The sequence below is a fragment of the Rhizobium sp. Leaf384 genome, assembly GCF_001424065.1.
Lineage (GTDB): Bacteria > Pseudomonadota > Alphaproteobacteria > Rhizobiales > Rhizobiaceae > Ferranicluibacter.
The window spans coordinates 1,035,104-1,049,437 of record NZ_LMQE01000005.1; the positions used below are offsets into that span (position 1 = coordinate 1,035,104).

General features: G+C 63.6%; 12 protein-coding genes. 6 read left to right on the top strand and 6 right to left on the bottom strand.

The features are described 5' to 3' along the window. Positions 1–6: 6 nt before the first annotated feature. The 4 genes from ASG25_RS13150 to ASG25_RS13165 all read right to left on the bottom strand — a co-directional run bounded on the left by ASG25_RS13150 (position 7) and on the right by ASG25_RS13165 (position 3,546). Complete coding sequence (locus ASG25_RS13150; protein WP_062474613.1) at positions 7–1,188, bottom strand: FAD-binding oxidoreductase; 1,182 nt, start codon at positions 1,186–1,188, stop codon at positions 7–9. 51 nt (positions 1,189–1,239) lie between these two features. Further along, on the bottom strand, positions 1,240–1,872 hold the full coding sequence (locus ASG25_RS13155; RefSeq protein WP_082480111.1) for a lytic transglycosylase domain-containing protein: 633 nt from the start codon (positions 1,870–1,872) through the stop codon (positions 1,240–1,242). A 205-nt stretch (positions 1,873–2,077) separates the two neighbouring features. After that, on the bottom strand, positions 2,078–2,842 hold the full coding sequence (locus ASG25_RS13160) for an N-acetylmuramoyl-L-alanine amidase (RefSeq protein WP_062474187.1): 765 nt from the start codon (positions 2,840–2,842) through the stop codon (positions 2,078–2,080). After that, complete coding sequence (locus tag ASG25_RS13165; protein ID WP_062474189.1) at positions 2,839–3,546, bottom strand: DnaJ family molecular chaperone; 708 nt, start codon at positions 3,544–3,546, stop codon at positions 2,839–2,841. Before ASG25_RS13165 ends, ASG25_RS13160 begins: the two co-directional genes overlap by 4 nt. Positions 3,547–3,891: 345 nt before the next feature. On the opposite strand from ASG25_RS13165, the gene ASG25_RS13170 reads away from it, so the two are divergent. After that, positions 3,892–5,106 (top strand): pyrophosphate--fructose-6-phosphate 1-phosphotransferase, encoded by a 1,215-nt coding sequence (locus tag ASG25_RS13170; protein WP_062474192.1) that lies wholly within the window; start codon positions 3,892–3,894, stop codon positions 5,104–5,106. A gap of 282 nt (positions 5,107–5,388) precedes the next feature. Further along, complete coding sequence (locus tag ASG25_RS13175) at positions 5,389–6,435, top strand: lytic transglycosylase domain-containing protein (protein WP_062474194.1); 1,047 nt, start codon at positions 5,389–5,391, stop codon at positions 6,433–6,435. 123 nt (positions 6,436–6,558) lie between these two features. Here ASG25_RS13175 and ASG25_RS13180 read toward each other — a convergent pair whose 3' ends face one another. Next, complete coding sequence (locus tag ASG25_RS13180; protein ID WP_062474615.1) at positions 6,559–7,923, bottom strand: serine hydrolase; 1,365 nt, start codon at positions 7,921–7,923, stop codon at positions 6,559–6,561. Positions 7,924–8,143: 220 nt separating this feature from the next. Next, positions 8,144–9,550, bottom strand: coding sequence for a bifunctional diguanylate cyclase/phosphodiesterase (locus ASG25_RS13185; RefSeq protein ID WP_062474196.1), 1,407 nt, complete (start codon positions 9,548–9,550; stop codon positions 8,144–8,146). A 231-nt stretch (positions 9,551–9,781) separates the two neighbouring features. On the opposite strand from ASG25_RS13185, the gene ASG25_RS13190 reads away from it, so the two are divergent. From ASG25_RS13190 to ASG25_RS13205, 4 genes are all read left to right on the top strand, one after another. Further along, positions 9,782–11,089: a DUF3419 family protein gene (locus tag ASG25_RS13190; RefSeq protein ID WP_082475818.1), complete on the top strand. Its 1,308-nt coding sequence runs from the start codon at positions 9,782–9,784 to the stop codon at positions 11,087–11,089. Then, positions 11,086–11,736, top strand: a complete 651-nt coding sequence (locus ASG25_RS13195) for a class I SAM-dependent methyltransferase (protein WP_062474198.1) — start codon at positions 11,086–11,088, stop codon at positions 11,734–11,736. Before ASG25_RS13190 ends, ASG25_RS13195 begins: the two co-directional genes overlap by 4 nt. 261 nt (positions 11,737–11,997) lie before the next feature. Continuing rightward, on the top strand, positions 11,998–12,798 hold the full coding sequence (locus tag ASG25_RS13200) for a GH25 family lysozyme (RefSeq protein ID WP_062474199.1): 801 nt from the start codon (positions 11,998–12,000) through the stop codon (positions 12,796–12,798). A 223-nt stretch (positions 12,799–13,021) separates the two neighbouring features. After that, a complete protein-coding gene (locus ASG25_RS13205; protein WP_244479394.1) occupies positions 13,022–14,290 on the top strand; it encodes a lytic murein transglycosylase in 1,269 nt (422 codons plus the stop codon). Positions 14,291–14,334: the final 44 nt, after the last annotated feature.

The window sequence follows — 14,334 nt, forward strand, 5'->3', positions numbered from 1 at the left end:
ACAGGCTCAGGCAAACACCGGTGCGAAGGACTGGTTGTAGCCTTCGAGGTCGACCTTGCCGTCAAGAATGAGCGAGGCTCCGAGCCGTCCGATCTCGTCGCAACTCTTCGCGGCCATGCCGTTGCCGCCAGTCAAAAGAGCGACACGATCGGACTCGACGTAGCCGACATAGGGATAGCCGGTTTCGGTCAGCGTGACGACGCAGGGCGAAAAATGCAAGCTGGCAGCCACGAAGTCCGGCAGGATGGCCGAAAGGTGCCGCGCCAGATGCGCTGCCGCATGGGGCCGACCACCGCTGCGGAACCAGGACCGGATCGCCGCCTCATCGTGCAACACGCAATCATCGGGATCGCCGCCGATCTTGATATAGGTCTTGCCATCGGGATAGGCGATCGGCGGCAGCAGATAGAAGCTGTCGGCGTCGGTCGGCCCGTTGCGGATCAGCGACGGCATCGCGACCAGACGATCCCGGTCGTGCTCTGCGATCTCTGCAAAGAGGACGGTCCGCGCCATGACGCGGAGCGCCGGTTTTCGACCGAGGAACCTCTCCGAGAGCGCAAAGCCGCCGGTCGCCACCAGCACTTTCTCGGCTTGGTAGACCCGACCGTCGATCGTGGTGACGGTCACGCCATCCGTTGTTTCGAGAAGTTGTGTTACCTCCCGGCTGATGATCGACGCGCCCGCCTTGGCGGCGCAGACGGTCTCGGCGGCGACCAATGCCCGCGGGTTGATATGCCCGGCAGACTGCGCCTCGAAGATCCCGCCTTCCTCACCGTCGAAGGCAAAATACGGGAAGCGCGATGGCAGGTGCGTCGGATCCAGATGGTCGACGGCGACGCCCAGCTCGCGGGCAGCCGCATCGACATGGGCGAGATAGGGTCCGCCCTCCCGCGCCGCGATCAGGCACCCGACCTCCGTGTAGAAGGCAAGGCCCGACCGGGCTTCGAGCGCGCGGTAGCGCTCGATGGAGCGGCGGGCCATGCGCGCCCAGTCGCCGTCGCTGTCGATCGTGCGGGTGATGCGGCCATTGTCGTAATGGCTGGAGAACACGCCGTCATGCGTGGCCCAGTTGGTGGGCTCGTCCGGGCCGATGAGCGCGACGCGCGCGCCGCCGGTGGCGAGATGCCGCGCGGCAGACGCGCCCATCATCCCCTTGCCGATCACGATCGTGTCGAACATCTCGCTCATCGCCATCTCCGGTTCCTGCGACATGGGGACCGGTGCCCCCAGGCCTTTCGTCTACGAGTCGAGCAGGGTCTGGACCTTGCCGCAATAGCGCCGGGACACCGGGTTCATGCGGGTCGCGCCATGGCCGGCGTTGTAGCGCAGGATCGTCCCGCAGGTGAAGCCGCCCGACAGCCGATGCGCCTTGGCAAGGTACTTCATGCCGAACTTGATGTTGGTTTCCGGATCGAACAGCCCTGCCCGGCCCCCGTCATACCCCATCATGCGGGCCGTCGCCGGCTTGATCTGCATCAGCCCGATCTCACCGGCACTGCCGCGCGCCTTGGGATTGAAGTTGCTCTCCACCCGGATAACGGCATGGGCAAGGTCGATCGGGACACCGAAAGCCTGCGCATAGGTCGCGATGAGGCCGGAATAGGCCGGCGCGTCCATCTCGAAGCTGGTCAGCGGAAATCCGAGCGTCCGCCCGATCTCGGGCAGCGCACGCGTCATCTCGGCGGCCTCAACGTTCTCCAGAGACGCCGTCCGCGTCGATGGGGATGGGCGGGAGAGTTCTGTGGATGCGGTCTGATAGGCGGCTTCCGGTGCCGGAACGACCGGAACCGAAGCACCGGCGAAGGATGGTTGAACCCCAGAAAAAAGCGCGCAGAAGCAGGCGGCTGCCTGGACGACAGTCGTTCGTCTCATGAATTTTGTAAACTCCGCTGGGATCGGGAGACCAGCGGACGCCCCGCCCCGGTCTTGCCTGATCCATGATCATGGTCATCAGCGGGGAAAGGTACGCAACCCTCAGGACCCCGCCCTCGGTACGGCGTCAAAATCCGTGCGGAACATGGTCAGGATATGGCAGTGCAGCAAATTGCTGCCATTCGGGCGAAGCGACGGCGTTGCGTCAGCGGGCAAAGGCGGGCAGCGTGCCCAGCAGCCGATGCAGGGTATCGAGCGTCGAGATATCGGCGATTCCATCGATTCGTTCGGGCCGGAAATGCCGCTGGAACGCCTCGACGACGCCGTGCGTGCGCTCACAGAATTCGCCTGTCACCTCAAGACCATAGCCGTAGAGCGACAGCATGCTCTGGATCGCCTCGACCGGCTGCCCGGTGTCGCCCCGCTGAAAGTAGCGTCCGCCACCGACGGGTGCCGGCGCAACCCAGTGACCAACACCTTTTTCATACAACTTCTTCCAGGGGAAATTTTCCCCCGGATCGACCTTGCGAAGGGGCGCGACATCGCTGTGGGCAAGCACCCTTTCCGGGGGGATCGACCATCGTTCGACACAAAACTGACACAGTTCGACGACCGCCGCGATCTGGACATCGGGGTAATCCGGCAATCCGCCGGGATGTCCGGGATTGACGATCTCGATGCCGATCGACCGCGAATTGATGTCGGTCTCGTTCTTCCAGATGCTCTTGCCCGCATGCCAGGCCCTGCGGTCCTCCGCCACGAGCTGGTCGACCCGACCGTCCTCGTGGACGAAATAATGACTGGAGACCTGGCTCTCCTCCCGGCACAGCCAGTCGAGCGCGCCGGCTGCCGTGGGCATGCCGGTATAATGCAGGATGATCATATCTGGGCCGGATACGTTCAGCCGCTCGTTATGATTGGGCGAGGCAACGAACCGCGCCTTTGGGAAATCGCAAACCGGAAAGCTCATGCCGCGCGACGTTCGCGCTCGATCGCTGCGTAGGCGGCGTTGAAGGCAGCCATCCGATCGTTGGCCGACGCATGCTGCTCGGCCGGGACGCCGCGGGCGACCAGGAGATCCGGATGATGCTCGGAGACCAGCACGCGATACCGGCGACGAATCGTCGAGAAGTCGTCCTTGCGCGAAACGCCGAGCAGCGCATAGGGATCCACACCTTCGAGATAGGAATGGCGCGACAGAATGGTCTCGAACTTTGCCTCGTCCATGCCGAAAATCTCGGCGACGCGGCGCAGAAAGGCCAATTCCTTTTCATGCAGAGCCCCGTCGGACTTTGCGATATGGAACAGTCCGTCGACGATATCCTCAAGCACAGGGCAATCGGCTTCCCCGGAAACGCAGAGGCCGGAAAGTTTCTCGGCATAGGCTTCATACCCGGCCACGTCCTGGCGCGCGAGATTGTAGAGCCGGGCCACGTTCTGCGCCTGGTCTTCAGGAAACTTGAAGATCTGGCGAAACGCCGACACTTCCGCTTCCGTCACCACGCCGTCCGCCTTCGCCATCTTTGCCGACAGCGCGATCATCGCGACGGAGAACGCCACCTTGCGGCGGGTCTCCGGGTCACCCTCGAACAGCGTCCGGATCGCCTCGACGAGACCCGACAGCGCATTGCCGGTCGACGTCACGATTCCGATGAGGCGATCCCAGATCGACATGAGAATTTCTTTCCTGTTCGGCGGGCGCGTTGAGCGCCGTTTTTGTCCGGCTTGTTTTGTCCGGATGCGGTGTCAGGACTAAAGCAATGCAGGTGTGGTTTGTTGCATCGAAACTGCAGACAGGCTTGGCCAGGACCGCCGCAAGAGGGTCAAGTCTGATCAGATGTCGGGCGCGATTGCAAGACGAACACGGCGCCGGATACGCATTTTGTGATGGCCCTCATCATGTGTGCCCGCTTTCTGCAACGCCAGCCTGTCCGTTGGGTGCGTGTCATTTTACTTGCGATGGTTCTGGGCTAGGACAGGTGCGGTACACGATGAATGGCATCATCCCGAGGAGGAATCATGGCCAAGCAGAAAGTCGCAATGCTCACGGCGGGGGGCCTTGCTCCGTGCCTTTCGTCCGCTGTCGGCGGATTGATCGAGCGTTACACGGACATCGCTCCGGATATCGAACTGATGGCCTATCGCTCCGGCTATCATGGCCTTCTCCTCGCCGACCGGATCGAGATCACGCCGCAGATGCGGGAAAAGGCGGGCCTTCTGCACCGCTACGGCGGCTCGCCGATCGGCAACAGCCGCGTCAAGCTGACCAACGCCGCCGACTGCATCAAACGGGGCCTCGTCAAGGAGGGTGAAAACCCGCTGCGGGTCGCAGCCGAGCGCCTCGCTTCCGACGGCGTGACGATCCTCCACACGATCGGCGGCGACGACACCAACACGACGGCGGCCGATCTCGCCGCCTATCTCGGCGCCAACGGCTATGATCTCACGGTCGTCGGCCTGCCGAAAACCGTCGACAACGATGTCGTGCCGATCCGCCAATCGCTCGGCGCGTGGACCGCGGCCGAATACGGCGCGAAATTCTTCGACAATGTCAGCAACGAGCAGAGCGCCGCACCGAAGACGCTGATCGTCCATGAGGTCATGGGGCGCCACTGCGGCTGGCTGACCGCCGCGACGGCACGCAGCTACATGCAGACGATTGAGAAGACCGAGTTCGTCGACGGCTTCATGATGAACGAGGAATTGAAGACGATCGACGGACTGTATCTGCCGGAGACGGCCTTCGATCTTCACGCGGAAGCCGAGCGTCTGCGCGCCGTGATGGCAAAGACCGGGTATGTCACGATCTTTGTCAGCGAAGGCGCCTGCATGGATGCCATCGTCGCGGAGCGCGAGGCTGCGGGTGAAACCGTGAAGCGCGATGCCTTCGGCCACGTCAAGCTGGACACGATCAATGTCGGCAACTGGTTTTCCAAACAATTCGCCGACCTTCTCGGCGCCCAGCGCGCAATGGTCCAGAAATCCGGCTATTACGCCCGTTCGGCGCCCGCCAATATCGACGATCTGCGCCTCATCCAGGGCATGGTCGATCTGGCCGTCCAGAGCGCCCTCGACAAGGTTTCCGGCGTCACCGGCCACGACGAGGATAAGGGCGGCAAGCTGCGCACGATCGAGTTTCCGCGCATCCGCGGCGGCAAGCACTTCGACACGGCAACGCCGTGGTTCGGCGACGTCATGGACGCGATCGGTCAAAGCTGGAAAGCCGCGCACTGACGCACGGCACGGGGGACAGGACGACGAGAGCCGATTCCTTGCGCGCCGCCCTGTACCCGAAAGATGAACAGCCGATGAGACGCATGTGCCGGGGCCTTCCAAACGAGGCTCCGGCACCTGCATTTTCAGGGCTTTTCACGGGTCGCGGGCGGGCGCGGCCGAACCGAATGCCCGCCGTCGCTTGCGAGCGGCCTTCATATAGGTTAATGACGGCGACGACATGGCGGCTTTTGGCTGCAGCACTGGTAAGGCTACGGGGCCAAAAAGCACGAAAGCGACAGCATGGCAGTTTCACGTCTTTCCGTTCATAAACAATCTCTTACGGCGTGTGCGCTGATATCGGCGACCTTGATGGTCGGCTGTTCGAGCGTCGAGCGCACGCCGATGGAGCAGTTGATGGCAGCGCAGACGGTAACGCCGATTGCCAAGCCCGGAACGGAAATGACGGCTTACGCCCTCCCGACACCGGATGGCGCCGCCACCTCGGCTGTTGCCGCCCTCGCCGCTCAGACCGCCGACGCTTCGGCGCCTGCCAAGACCAAGCCCGCACAGCAGGCGTCCGCAGCATCCTCGACGACACCTGTGGCCACGGCTTCGGCAGAAGCGGCCAAGACAGCGCCCGGCACCCCTTCGGCGGTGACGGCGCTTGCCACTACCGAAGTGGCCTCGCTCGCACCGGCCAAGACAGCAACGGCCGCTGGTTCGGCCAACCCTCTCCTTGCCAGCACCGCGACCGACGCGCTGCCGGAAACGGCCAATGCCATGATCACGGTGCGCAAGGTGTCGGTCCAGCCGATGATTGCCAATGCGGGCGGCATGGATTCGGACTTCGATACCGGCGAGCCGGTTGGCCTGGAAACGCTCGTTGCCAAGCGCATGATCGTTCCCGCTGCCAAGCCACAGCTCATCTCGGTCGCGTATTCGAAGATGGAGTCGGCTGCCAGCGCCCTGATGGGCCGCGAAAAGCCCACGAGTTCGCGGCCGGATCTCGACAAGCTGATCACCCACTACGCCAAGCTCAACGGCGTTCCGGAAGAGCTGGTCCACCGCGTCGTGCGTCGCGAAAGCACCTACAATCCCCGCGCCTACCACAACGGCAATTACGGGCTGATGCAGATCCGGTACAACACGGCCAAGGGTCTTGGCTATGACGGACCGCCGGAAGGCCTGTTCGATGCCGAAACCAACCTGAAGTATGCAACGCAGTATCTTCGGGGTGCTTGGGTCGTTGCCGACAACCAGAACGACAACGCCGTCAAGCTCTATGCCAGTGGCTACTACTACCATGCCAAGCGCAAGGGCCTTCTCGACACGCTGGGAATGCGCTGACCTGTCAACGGTCTGAGCGCGCTCCAGGCCCCGGCCCGTCGGCAGACGGCCGGGCTGCTGCCATATCCTTCACTTTGATGTCTTTGACGTCCCGACGCGGGCGTCTTCTTGAAGACGCCGCTGTCAGGTCTGCGGCTTCGACAGGGCGGCGATGATATCGCGATGGAGCGTGCTGTCGTCGTAGCCCATCTGACGCGGCGTCAGGCCCAGTCGGATGACGGCAAGCTTCATCGAGGGAACGAGCAGGATCGACTGCCCGTCATGGCCGCGCATCCAGTAGGCATCGCTCGGAAATCCCTGCGCCTCCGGTCCCGTCTTCATCCAGACCTGCCCGGAACCGAACCGGCCGTTCGAGGCGGAGGTCGCCGTCCGCATCTGCCGGACATAGTCGGCCGGCAAGATCTGCTCGTTGTTCCAGGCCCCGTCCTGCAGCAGGAAGAGCGCGAAGCGGGCCCAGTCCCGCGCGGTTGCATACATATAGGATGAGCCGACAAAGGTGCCGTGTGCATCCGGCTCCAGAATGGCGCTGCTCATGCCGAGAGGCCGGAACAGGGACGCGCGTGGAAAGGTCAAAGCCTCACGGGGGCTGGCGAAGGAATTCATCCAGAGACGCGAGAGAATGACCGTGGTCCCGCTCGAGTAGGAGAACTGGGTCCCCGGGGCCGTGTCGAGCGTCTTCGACGCGGCATAGGCCGCCATATCGTTCTCGAGGAAGAGCATGCGCGTGGCATCGGTCACGCTGCCGTAGCTCTCGTTGAAGCTCAGTCCGCTCTGCATTCCCAGAAGATCGGACAGCGTGATCCGGCTTCGCTCGTCATTGCGCCATTGCGGCAAGAGGTCGGCCTTGTCGAGGGACATCTGCCCATCCCGGACCCGCAGGCCGATCAACGCCGCCGTCACGGTCTTCGTCATGGACCAGCCGAGCAGCGGCGTGGACACATAGAAGCCGCGACCGTAACGCTCCGCAACGATCCGCCCGTCACGGACAACGACGATCCCCCGCATGCCCGGCCCTGCCCGGCGATCGTCGTCGATCAGCGCCTGCACACCCGCATCGGCGACCAGCGCCCCCCCATCGGGCCAAGGCTGCGTCGTGTCTGGCTCCAGGCTGCGACGACGCAGCGACCTGTTGCCGGGAAACGCGGCAAAAGCGCCGTCGGTCACGTTGGAGCAGCCGAGGCCGTCGCGAAAGATCGCGTGTCCCGGTGCGGCAAAGCCGAACATCCGAGCCGTCACCGTCTTGCGCTGTTCGTCGACGGAAACGCGAATGAAGCGGAGCAAGGGATGGCCCGGCGCCTGGACGTCATCGGCGAGAACTTCCGATGCGTTGCGACCGGCAACAAACAGGCTGGAGCAGACGATTTTCGCCGCATAGCTGTCGCCGAGCTTCAGGAGATCGGGAGGCGCGACGGTCAAAAACGTGCCGACACCTGCCACGAGCGTGAAGAGGCCACCGGCCATGGTCATGAAGAGGGTGCGTCTGCGCATGATCCGGTTCCGCAGGACTGCAGGCCGCGTGCCGGCCGAACGGCTGGCGCGATGACCATGCAGCACGTGAAGCTGCCGGGCGATACCTCTCTGCGGGGCAGAGTGGAAACCGCGCCGAGCGCCGGCAAGCGACGGCACGAAGCCGCGCACAGGCCGGCGCCGGCACCATTATGGCCGTTTCACCCTCGCGAACGCAACCCGCAAGGCGAGCGTCAGGCGCTCAGACGTCGAGGTAATGTGCCCGGTTGCCATCGAGGATGGCCGATACGTCGCCTGCGGCCACCGGTCGCGAAATCAGGAAGCCCTGAATGGCCTTGGCACCGCGAGACCGCGCATATTCCAGCTGCCGTTCGGTTTCCACGCCTTCGATGGTCGTGGAAACGTCGAACGTGTTGCCAAGGCGCAGGATGATATCGACCAGTTCCGCGTCCCGCTTGCTGCCGAGCATGGCCTTGGTGAAGGATCGGTCGATCTTCAGCTGGTCGAGCGGAAAGCGGCGCAGATTGTTGATCGAGGAAAAGCCGATGCCGAAATCGTCCAAAGCGATCCGCACGCCTTCGGCACGGAGCTCCGTCAGGCTGTCGCAGATCACGGCGGGATCCACGGAGAAGATCGATTCGGTCACTTCGATCGTCAGGCGTCCCGGGGCAATTCCCGACTGGCGCAGGCAATCCCGGACGAAAGGCAGGAACGTCGGATCCCGAAACTGGTCGCCGGCCACATTGACGGCAACCCCGATCGGTGCAGGCCAGTGCCTGGCTTCCTCGCAGGCGGTCCGGATCACCCAGTTTCCGATCGGCAGGATGAGCCCCGTGGCCTCGGCGATCGAGATGAAGCGGTCGGGCGCGATGACCCCCTTCTGCGGATGCTGCCAGCGGATCAAAGCCTCGAAAGCGCTGATCCTGCGTGTCTCCGAACACACGATCGGCTGGTACTCGAGGAAGAACTCGTTCCGGTCCAGAGCACGCGAGAGATCATATTCCAGCTCGGAGCGTGCCGACGCTTCGGCCGACATGCCGGGCTCGTAGAAGACATGGCTGTTGCCGGCGATCTGCTTTGCCTGCATCACCGCGAGGTCTGCCCGGTACAGAAGGGCTGACATGGAGGTGTCCTCCGGTGTCGGCAGAGCAATGCCGATGCTCCCGCCGATCCAGACTTCTCCCGCCTCGAGCGCGAAAGGCGTGCTCAGCACCGTCTTGATCGTCCCGCAGATATCCTCGATTTTGCCGCGCGACGGCGAACCCGCGACGTGAACGGCGAATTCGTCGGCCCCCAGCCGATAGATCGTGCCGACGCCGCTCAGCACATTCGACAGACGCTTGGCAATCCGGATGAGAACCTCGTCGCCGGCGGCGTGGTCCATCGTGTCGTTGATGAACCGGAACCGATCGAGATCGACAAGCAGCAGCGCGCCCCGCCCCTCCGCCTGAGGATCGTTCAAAAGCGAGGTCAGATCGTGTTCGAGCGCAAACCGATTCGAGATCCCGGTCAGGTAGTCGATATGCAGGATGGGCGAAATCGGCAGCGATCGGGAACCGCCCGCTTGCGATGCTTCGTACGGAACGTCTTCTGCGTTCGCGTGTGCCGTCCGCCCGGATCGTCTCTTGAAAAGCCACTCCAACATCATGCTCTTTCCGAATAGAAAGACTTCGCTCCGCGGGGCGCGAAGCCTCCAGGGCGGTCAAAAGTCCGACAGACGTCTACATGCTATACTTGTGGGTGATGCCAAGCTTCGTGCCAAGCGGAGTCTGCCGTATTGGTAAACGAAAAGCGTCATAAGCGGGGTCCACAGCCCGCGTCACGAAAGTGTTGCGCAAGCATCCTAGAAGCAACGCATCTTCAACGACGGCTGTTCACCATGACCGATCTTGCGCCCACCGATCTCGCATCCTCTCCCCGTCTTGCAGATGCTCCCCGTCTTGCAGATGCTCCCCGCCGGCGCAGGAACCAGAAGCTGCGCAAGGCGCTGATCCAGCACCAGCCCCTGACGGCCTCCGGCCTGTCCGAGCGCCTCTTCGGCATGCTCTTCTCCGGTCTCGTCTACCCGCAGATCTGGGAGGACCCGGCGGTGGACATGGAGGCCATGCAGATCCGCCCGGAACACCATATCGTCACCATCGGCTCCGGCGGATGCAACATGCTCGCCTATCTCTCCGCCATGCCGGAGCGCATCGACGTGGTCGATCTCAACCGTCACCACATCGCGTTGAACCGGCTGAAGCTCGCCGCCTTCCGGCATCTGCCGGCGCAGGGCGATCTCGTGCGCTTTCTCGCCCGCGAAGATCTGGCCTCGAACGTGGCCGCCTATGATCGGTTCATCGCACCGCATCTCGATGCCGCCACACGCAGCTACTGGGAAAGCCGCAAGCTCAACGGCCGCCGCCGCATCGCCGTATTTGGCGCGAACCTCTACCGGACGGGCCTGCTCGGCCGTTTCATCTGGCTCGCCCATCTGCTGGCCCGGGCCCATGGCGTCGATCCTTCGGAGCTGATCGCCACCCGTTCGATGCGGGAGCAGCGACAGTTCTTCGACCAGCGCCTCGCACCGCTGTTCGAGCGCCCCGTGATCCGCTGGCTCACCGGCCGCAAGAGTTCGCTCTTCGGTCTCGGCATTCCCCCGCAACAGTTCGACGAGCTGGCAAGCCTCAGCAGCGAGAAGACGCTGGCTCCGGTCTTGCGCCACCGGCTGGAAAAGCTGGTCTGCCACTTCCCGCTGCGCCACAACTACTTCGCCTGGCAGGCCTTCGGCCGCCGGTATCCGCTGCCGCACGAGGGCATGCTGCCGCTGCATCTCCAGCCGGAAGCCTACGAGGCGATCCGCGACAATGTGGAGCGCGTCCACGTCCATCACGAAAGCGTCACCGATCTCCTGGCGCGCAAGCTACCGGGCACCGTCGATCGCTACGTTCTTCTCGATGCGCAGGACTGGATGACGGACAAGCAGCTGAATGATCTCTGGAGCGAGATCACCCGCACGGCGGCGCCGGGCGCCGTGGTCATCTTCCGCACCGCAGCCGAACGCAGCATTCTCGACGGGCGCGTCTCGGACACGCTCCTCGGCCAATGGCATTACGACCAGGCGAACGCCGAAGCGTTGAACCTCAAGGACCGCTCGGCCATCTATGGCGGCTTTCACATCTACCGCCGGGCGGCTTCAGCGGCATGACCGAGACCCTGATTTCCGACAGGGCGCATGCCGGGCGCATGGACCGGATGTACCGGACCCAACGCCATGTCTACGATGCGACACGGAAATACTACCTCTTTGGCCGCGACACGCTGATCGAAGACCTCGATGCCGGCCAGGGTGACCGCGTTCTGGAGGTTGGATGCGGCACCGGACGGAATCTGGCGCTTATCGCCAGGCGTTATCCGCATGCAAAGCTCTACGGCCTCGACATCTCGTCGGAAATGTTGCTGTCCGCCGAAAAGGCGCTCGCAGGCAGCCAAGCGACGCTGAAGACGGCCGATGCAACGGATTTCACGCCGCGCGCCTTCGGGGTCGACGGGTTCGAGCGAATCGTCATCTCCTATGCCTTGTCGATGATTCCAGACTGGGAAAAGGCAATCGACGCCGCGCTCGACGCGCTGGTCCCGGGGGGATCCCTGCACATTGCGGACTTCGGCCAGCAGGAAGGCCTTCCGGCGATCGCGCGCCGCATCCTCACCGCGTGGCTCTCACGGTTTCACGTCACCCCCCGCGCACATTTGATGTCTGTGGTCGCGGCAAAGGCCGGGACACGCGGCTTGATCGTGGAGACGAAGACCCTTGGCCGGGGCTATGCCTGGCTTGTCGTCTGCCGCAGGCCTTAGCGTCCCGACCGCGCCCAGCGCCCGATCGGCGCTCGATCGGCCCGTGATCAGCATCTTCGAACGTCCCTCTCCCGCGAGAGGCAGGACGTCACGGAGAGGTGTTTGACACAAGCCACGAACGCTATGATGCGATCAGGGCTTGAAACTAACCCAATTTTTACGTTGATATGATGAACATGGGGTTCGGGTCTCCGGGGGGTCGGCACATATGGGCAGTCACGGGTGAGGCACAACGTTCCATCATCAACGAACGGGAACTCCATGCGCCGGCTGCTCCTTGCTCTTTTGCCGCTTGTCTCGCTCCTGTCCGCGTGCACGTCGACCGACTATGATCTGGTCCAGACCGCGTCGATCCCGCCGCGATTCCAGGACAAGGATCCGCAGGATTTCGGCGAGCGGACCCCGCAGCATCACAGCATCCACGGCATCGACGTCTCCAAATGGCAGGGCGACATCAACTGGACGGCCGTCAAGCAGTCCGGCGTGTCCTTCGTCTTCATCAAGGCGACCGAAGGCAAGGATGTCGTCGATACCCGCTTCTCGGAGTATTGGCCGCAGGCCCGCGCGGCCGGCATCGCCTATGCGCCCTATCACTTCTACTATTTCTGCTCGACGGCCGATGAGCAGGCCGACTGGTTCATCCGCAACGTTCCCAGAAGCGCGGTCCACCTGCCGCCGGTTCTGGACGTGGAGTGGAACGGCGAGTCCAAGACCTGCCGCTATCGTCCCTCGCCGCTTACCGTCCAGACGGAGATGAAACGCTTCATGGACCGGTTGGAGGCCTATTACGGCAAGCGTCCGATCATCTACACCTCGGTCGACTTCCACCGCGACAACCTCGTCGGGCAGTTCAACGAGCATCATTTCTGGGTGCGCTCCGTCGCCAAGCATCCGGTCGAGATCTACAAGGACCGCCGCTGGGCTTTCTGGCAGTACACGAGCACCGGGCAGATACCCGGGATTTCCGGCAACACGGACATCAACGTCTTCGCCGGCTCCGAAAAGAACTGGCGCAAATGGGTGAAGGCCGTTTCCGAACCGAAACAGGTGGCGGGCAACTGACGCACGCCACGCTGCCCTGCCGCTGTTTCCCTGTCTTTGCTTCTTCATTTGGCCCAATTGCCGTGTGACAGCGGCCTGACCCGCCGGTCTCGCGACCGGCGACCTTTTGTCAGGGCGTCTCCCCACAGCCGTCTTGCCTGAACCCCACCACCGGGATCGCCTTGCCGGATCGATCGCCGGACTGAACGACCGGCATTGCCGGAACCAGATTGAAGGACCACTCATGCCCCGCACCCGCCCGCTCTCGTCCCGTCTCGCTGCCGCCAGCCTGTTCGCGCTCATGACATCGGTGGCCGTCTCCGGCGTGGCCGCGGCCCAGACGGCATCCCCCGCTGGCGATTCCGCCAAGACCGAAGCGCCCGCCACGCCGGCCGCACCGTGCGGCGGTGATCTGGCAAGCTTTCTCAGCGGCGTGAAGACGGAGGCGGTCGGCAAGGGCATTCCGACCGACGTCGTCGATCGGGCGCTGGCCGGCGCTGTCATCGACGAAAAGGTTCTGGGACGCGACCGCGCGCAGGGCGTCTTCAAGCAGACCTTCGCCGAGTTTTCCAACAGGACGGTCAGCAAGGCGCGGCTCGACATCGGTGCAAAGAAGATGAAGGAATATGCGAGCGTCTTTGCCCGGGCGGAGGAGGAATACGGCGTTCCCGCACCTGTGATCACGGCCTTCTGGGCGATGGAAACCGATTTCGGGGCTGTCCAGGGCAATTTCAACACGCGCAATGCCCTGGTCACCCTGGCGCACGACTGCCGCCGGCCGGAAATGTTTCGCCCGCAGCTGATGGCCGCCATCGAGATGGTCCAGCATGGCGACCTCGATCCGGCGACGACAACAGGGGCCTGGGCCGGCGAGATCGGCCAGGTGCAGATGCTGCCGGAAGACATCATCGCACAGGGCGTCGACGGCGATGGCGACGGTCACGTCAACCTGAAACAGAGCTCGCCGGATGCCATCCTGACCGCGGCGAAATTCATCAAGAGCCTCGGCTTTACCAAAGGTCAGCCCTGGATCCAGGAAGTCTCGTTGCCGGACAATCTGCCCTGGGAGAAGACCGGCCTGCAGCCGGGCATGACCGCGGGACAGTGGTTCGCGCTCGGCGTCAAGCCGCGGGATGGCAATACCCAGTTCGGCGACCTTGCCGCCTCCGTGGTCATCCCGCAGGGCCGCAAGGGCGTGGCCTTCATGACCTATCCGAACTTCAACATCTATCTCGAATGGAACCAGTCGTTCATCTACACGACGTCTGCCGCCTACTTCGCCACCCGACTTGCCGGGGCTCCGCCGTATGATGCCCGCAACCCGGAGCCCGGCCTTAACGACGAAGCCATGAAGGTGCTGCAGACCAAGCTCGATGCGATCGGCCATGACGTCGGCAAGATCGACGGCATTCTCGGCTCCGGCACCCGTGCCGCCCTGCAGCGTGAACAGCAGCGGCTCGGCATTCCCGCCGACGGCTGGGCGACACAGGCGGTGCTCGACGCGCTGCCGTAACCGCCAGGCATTCCCCGAGATCGAACGCCGCGCGTCGGAAATGA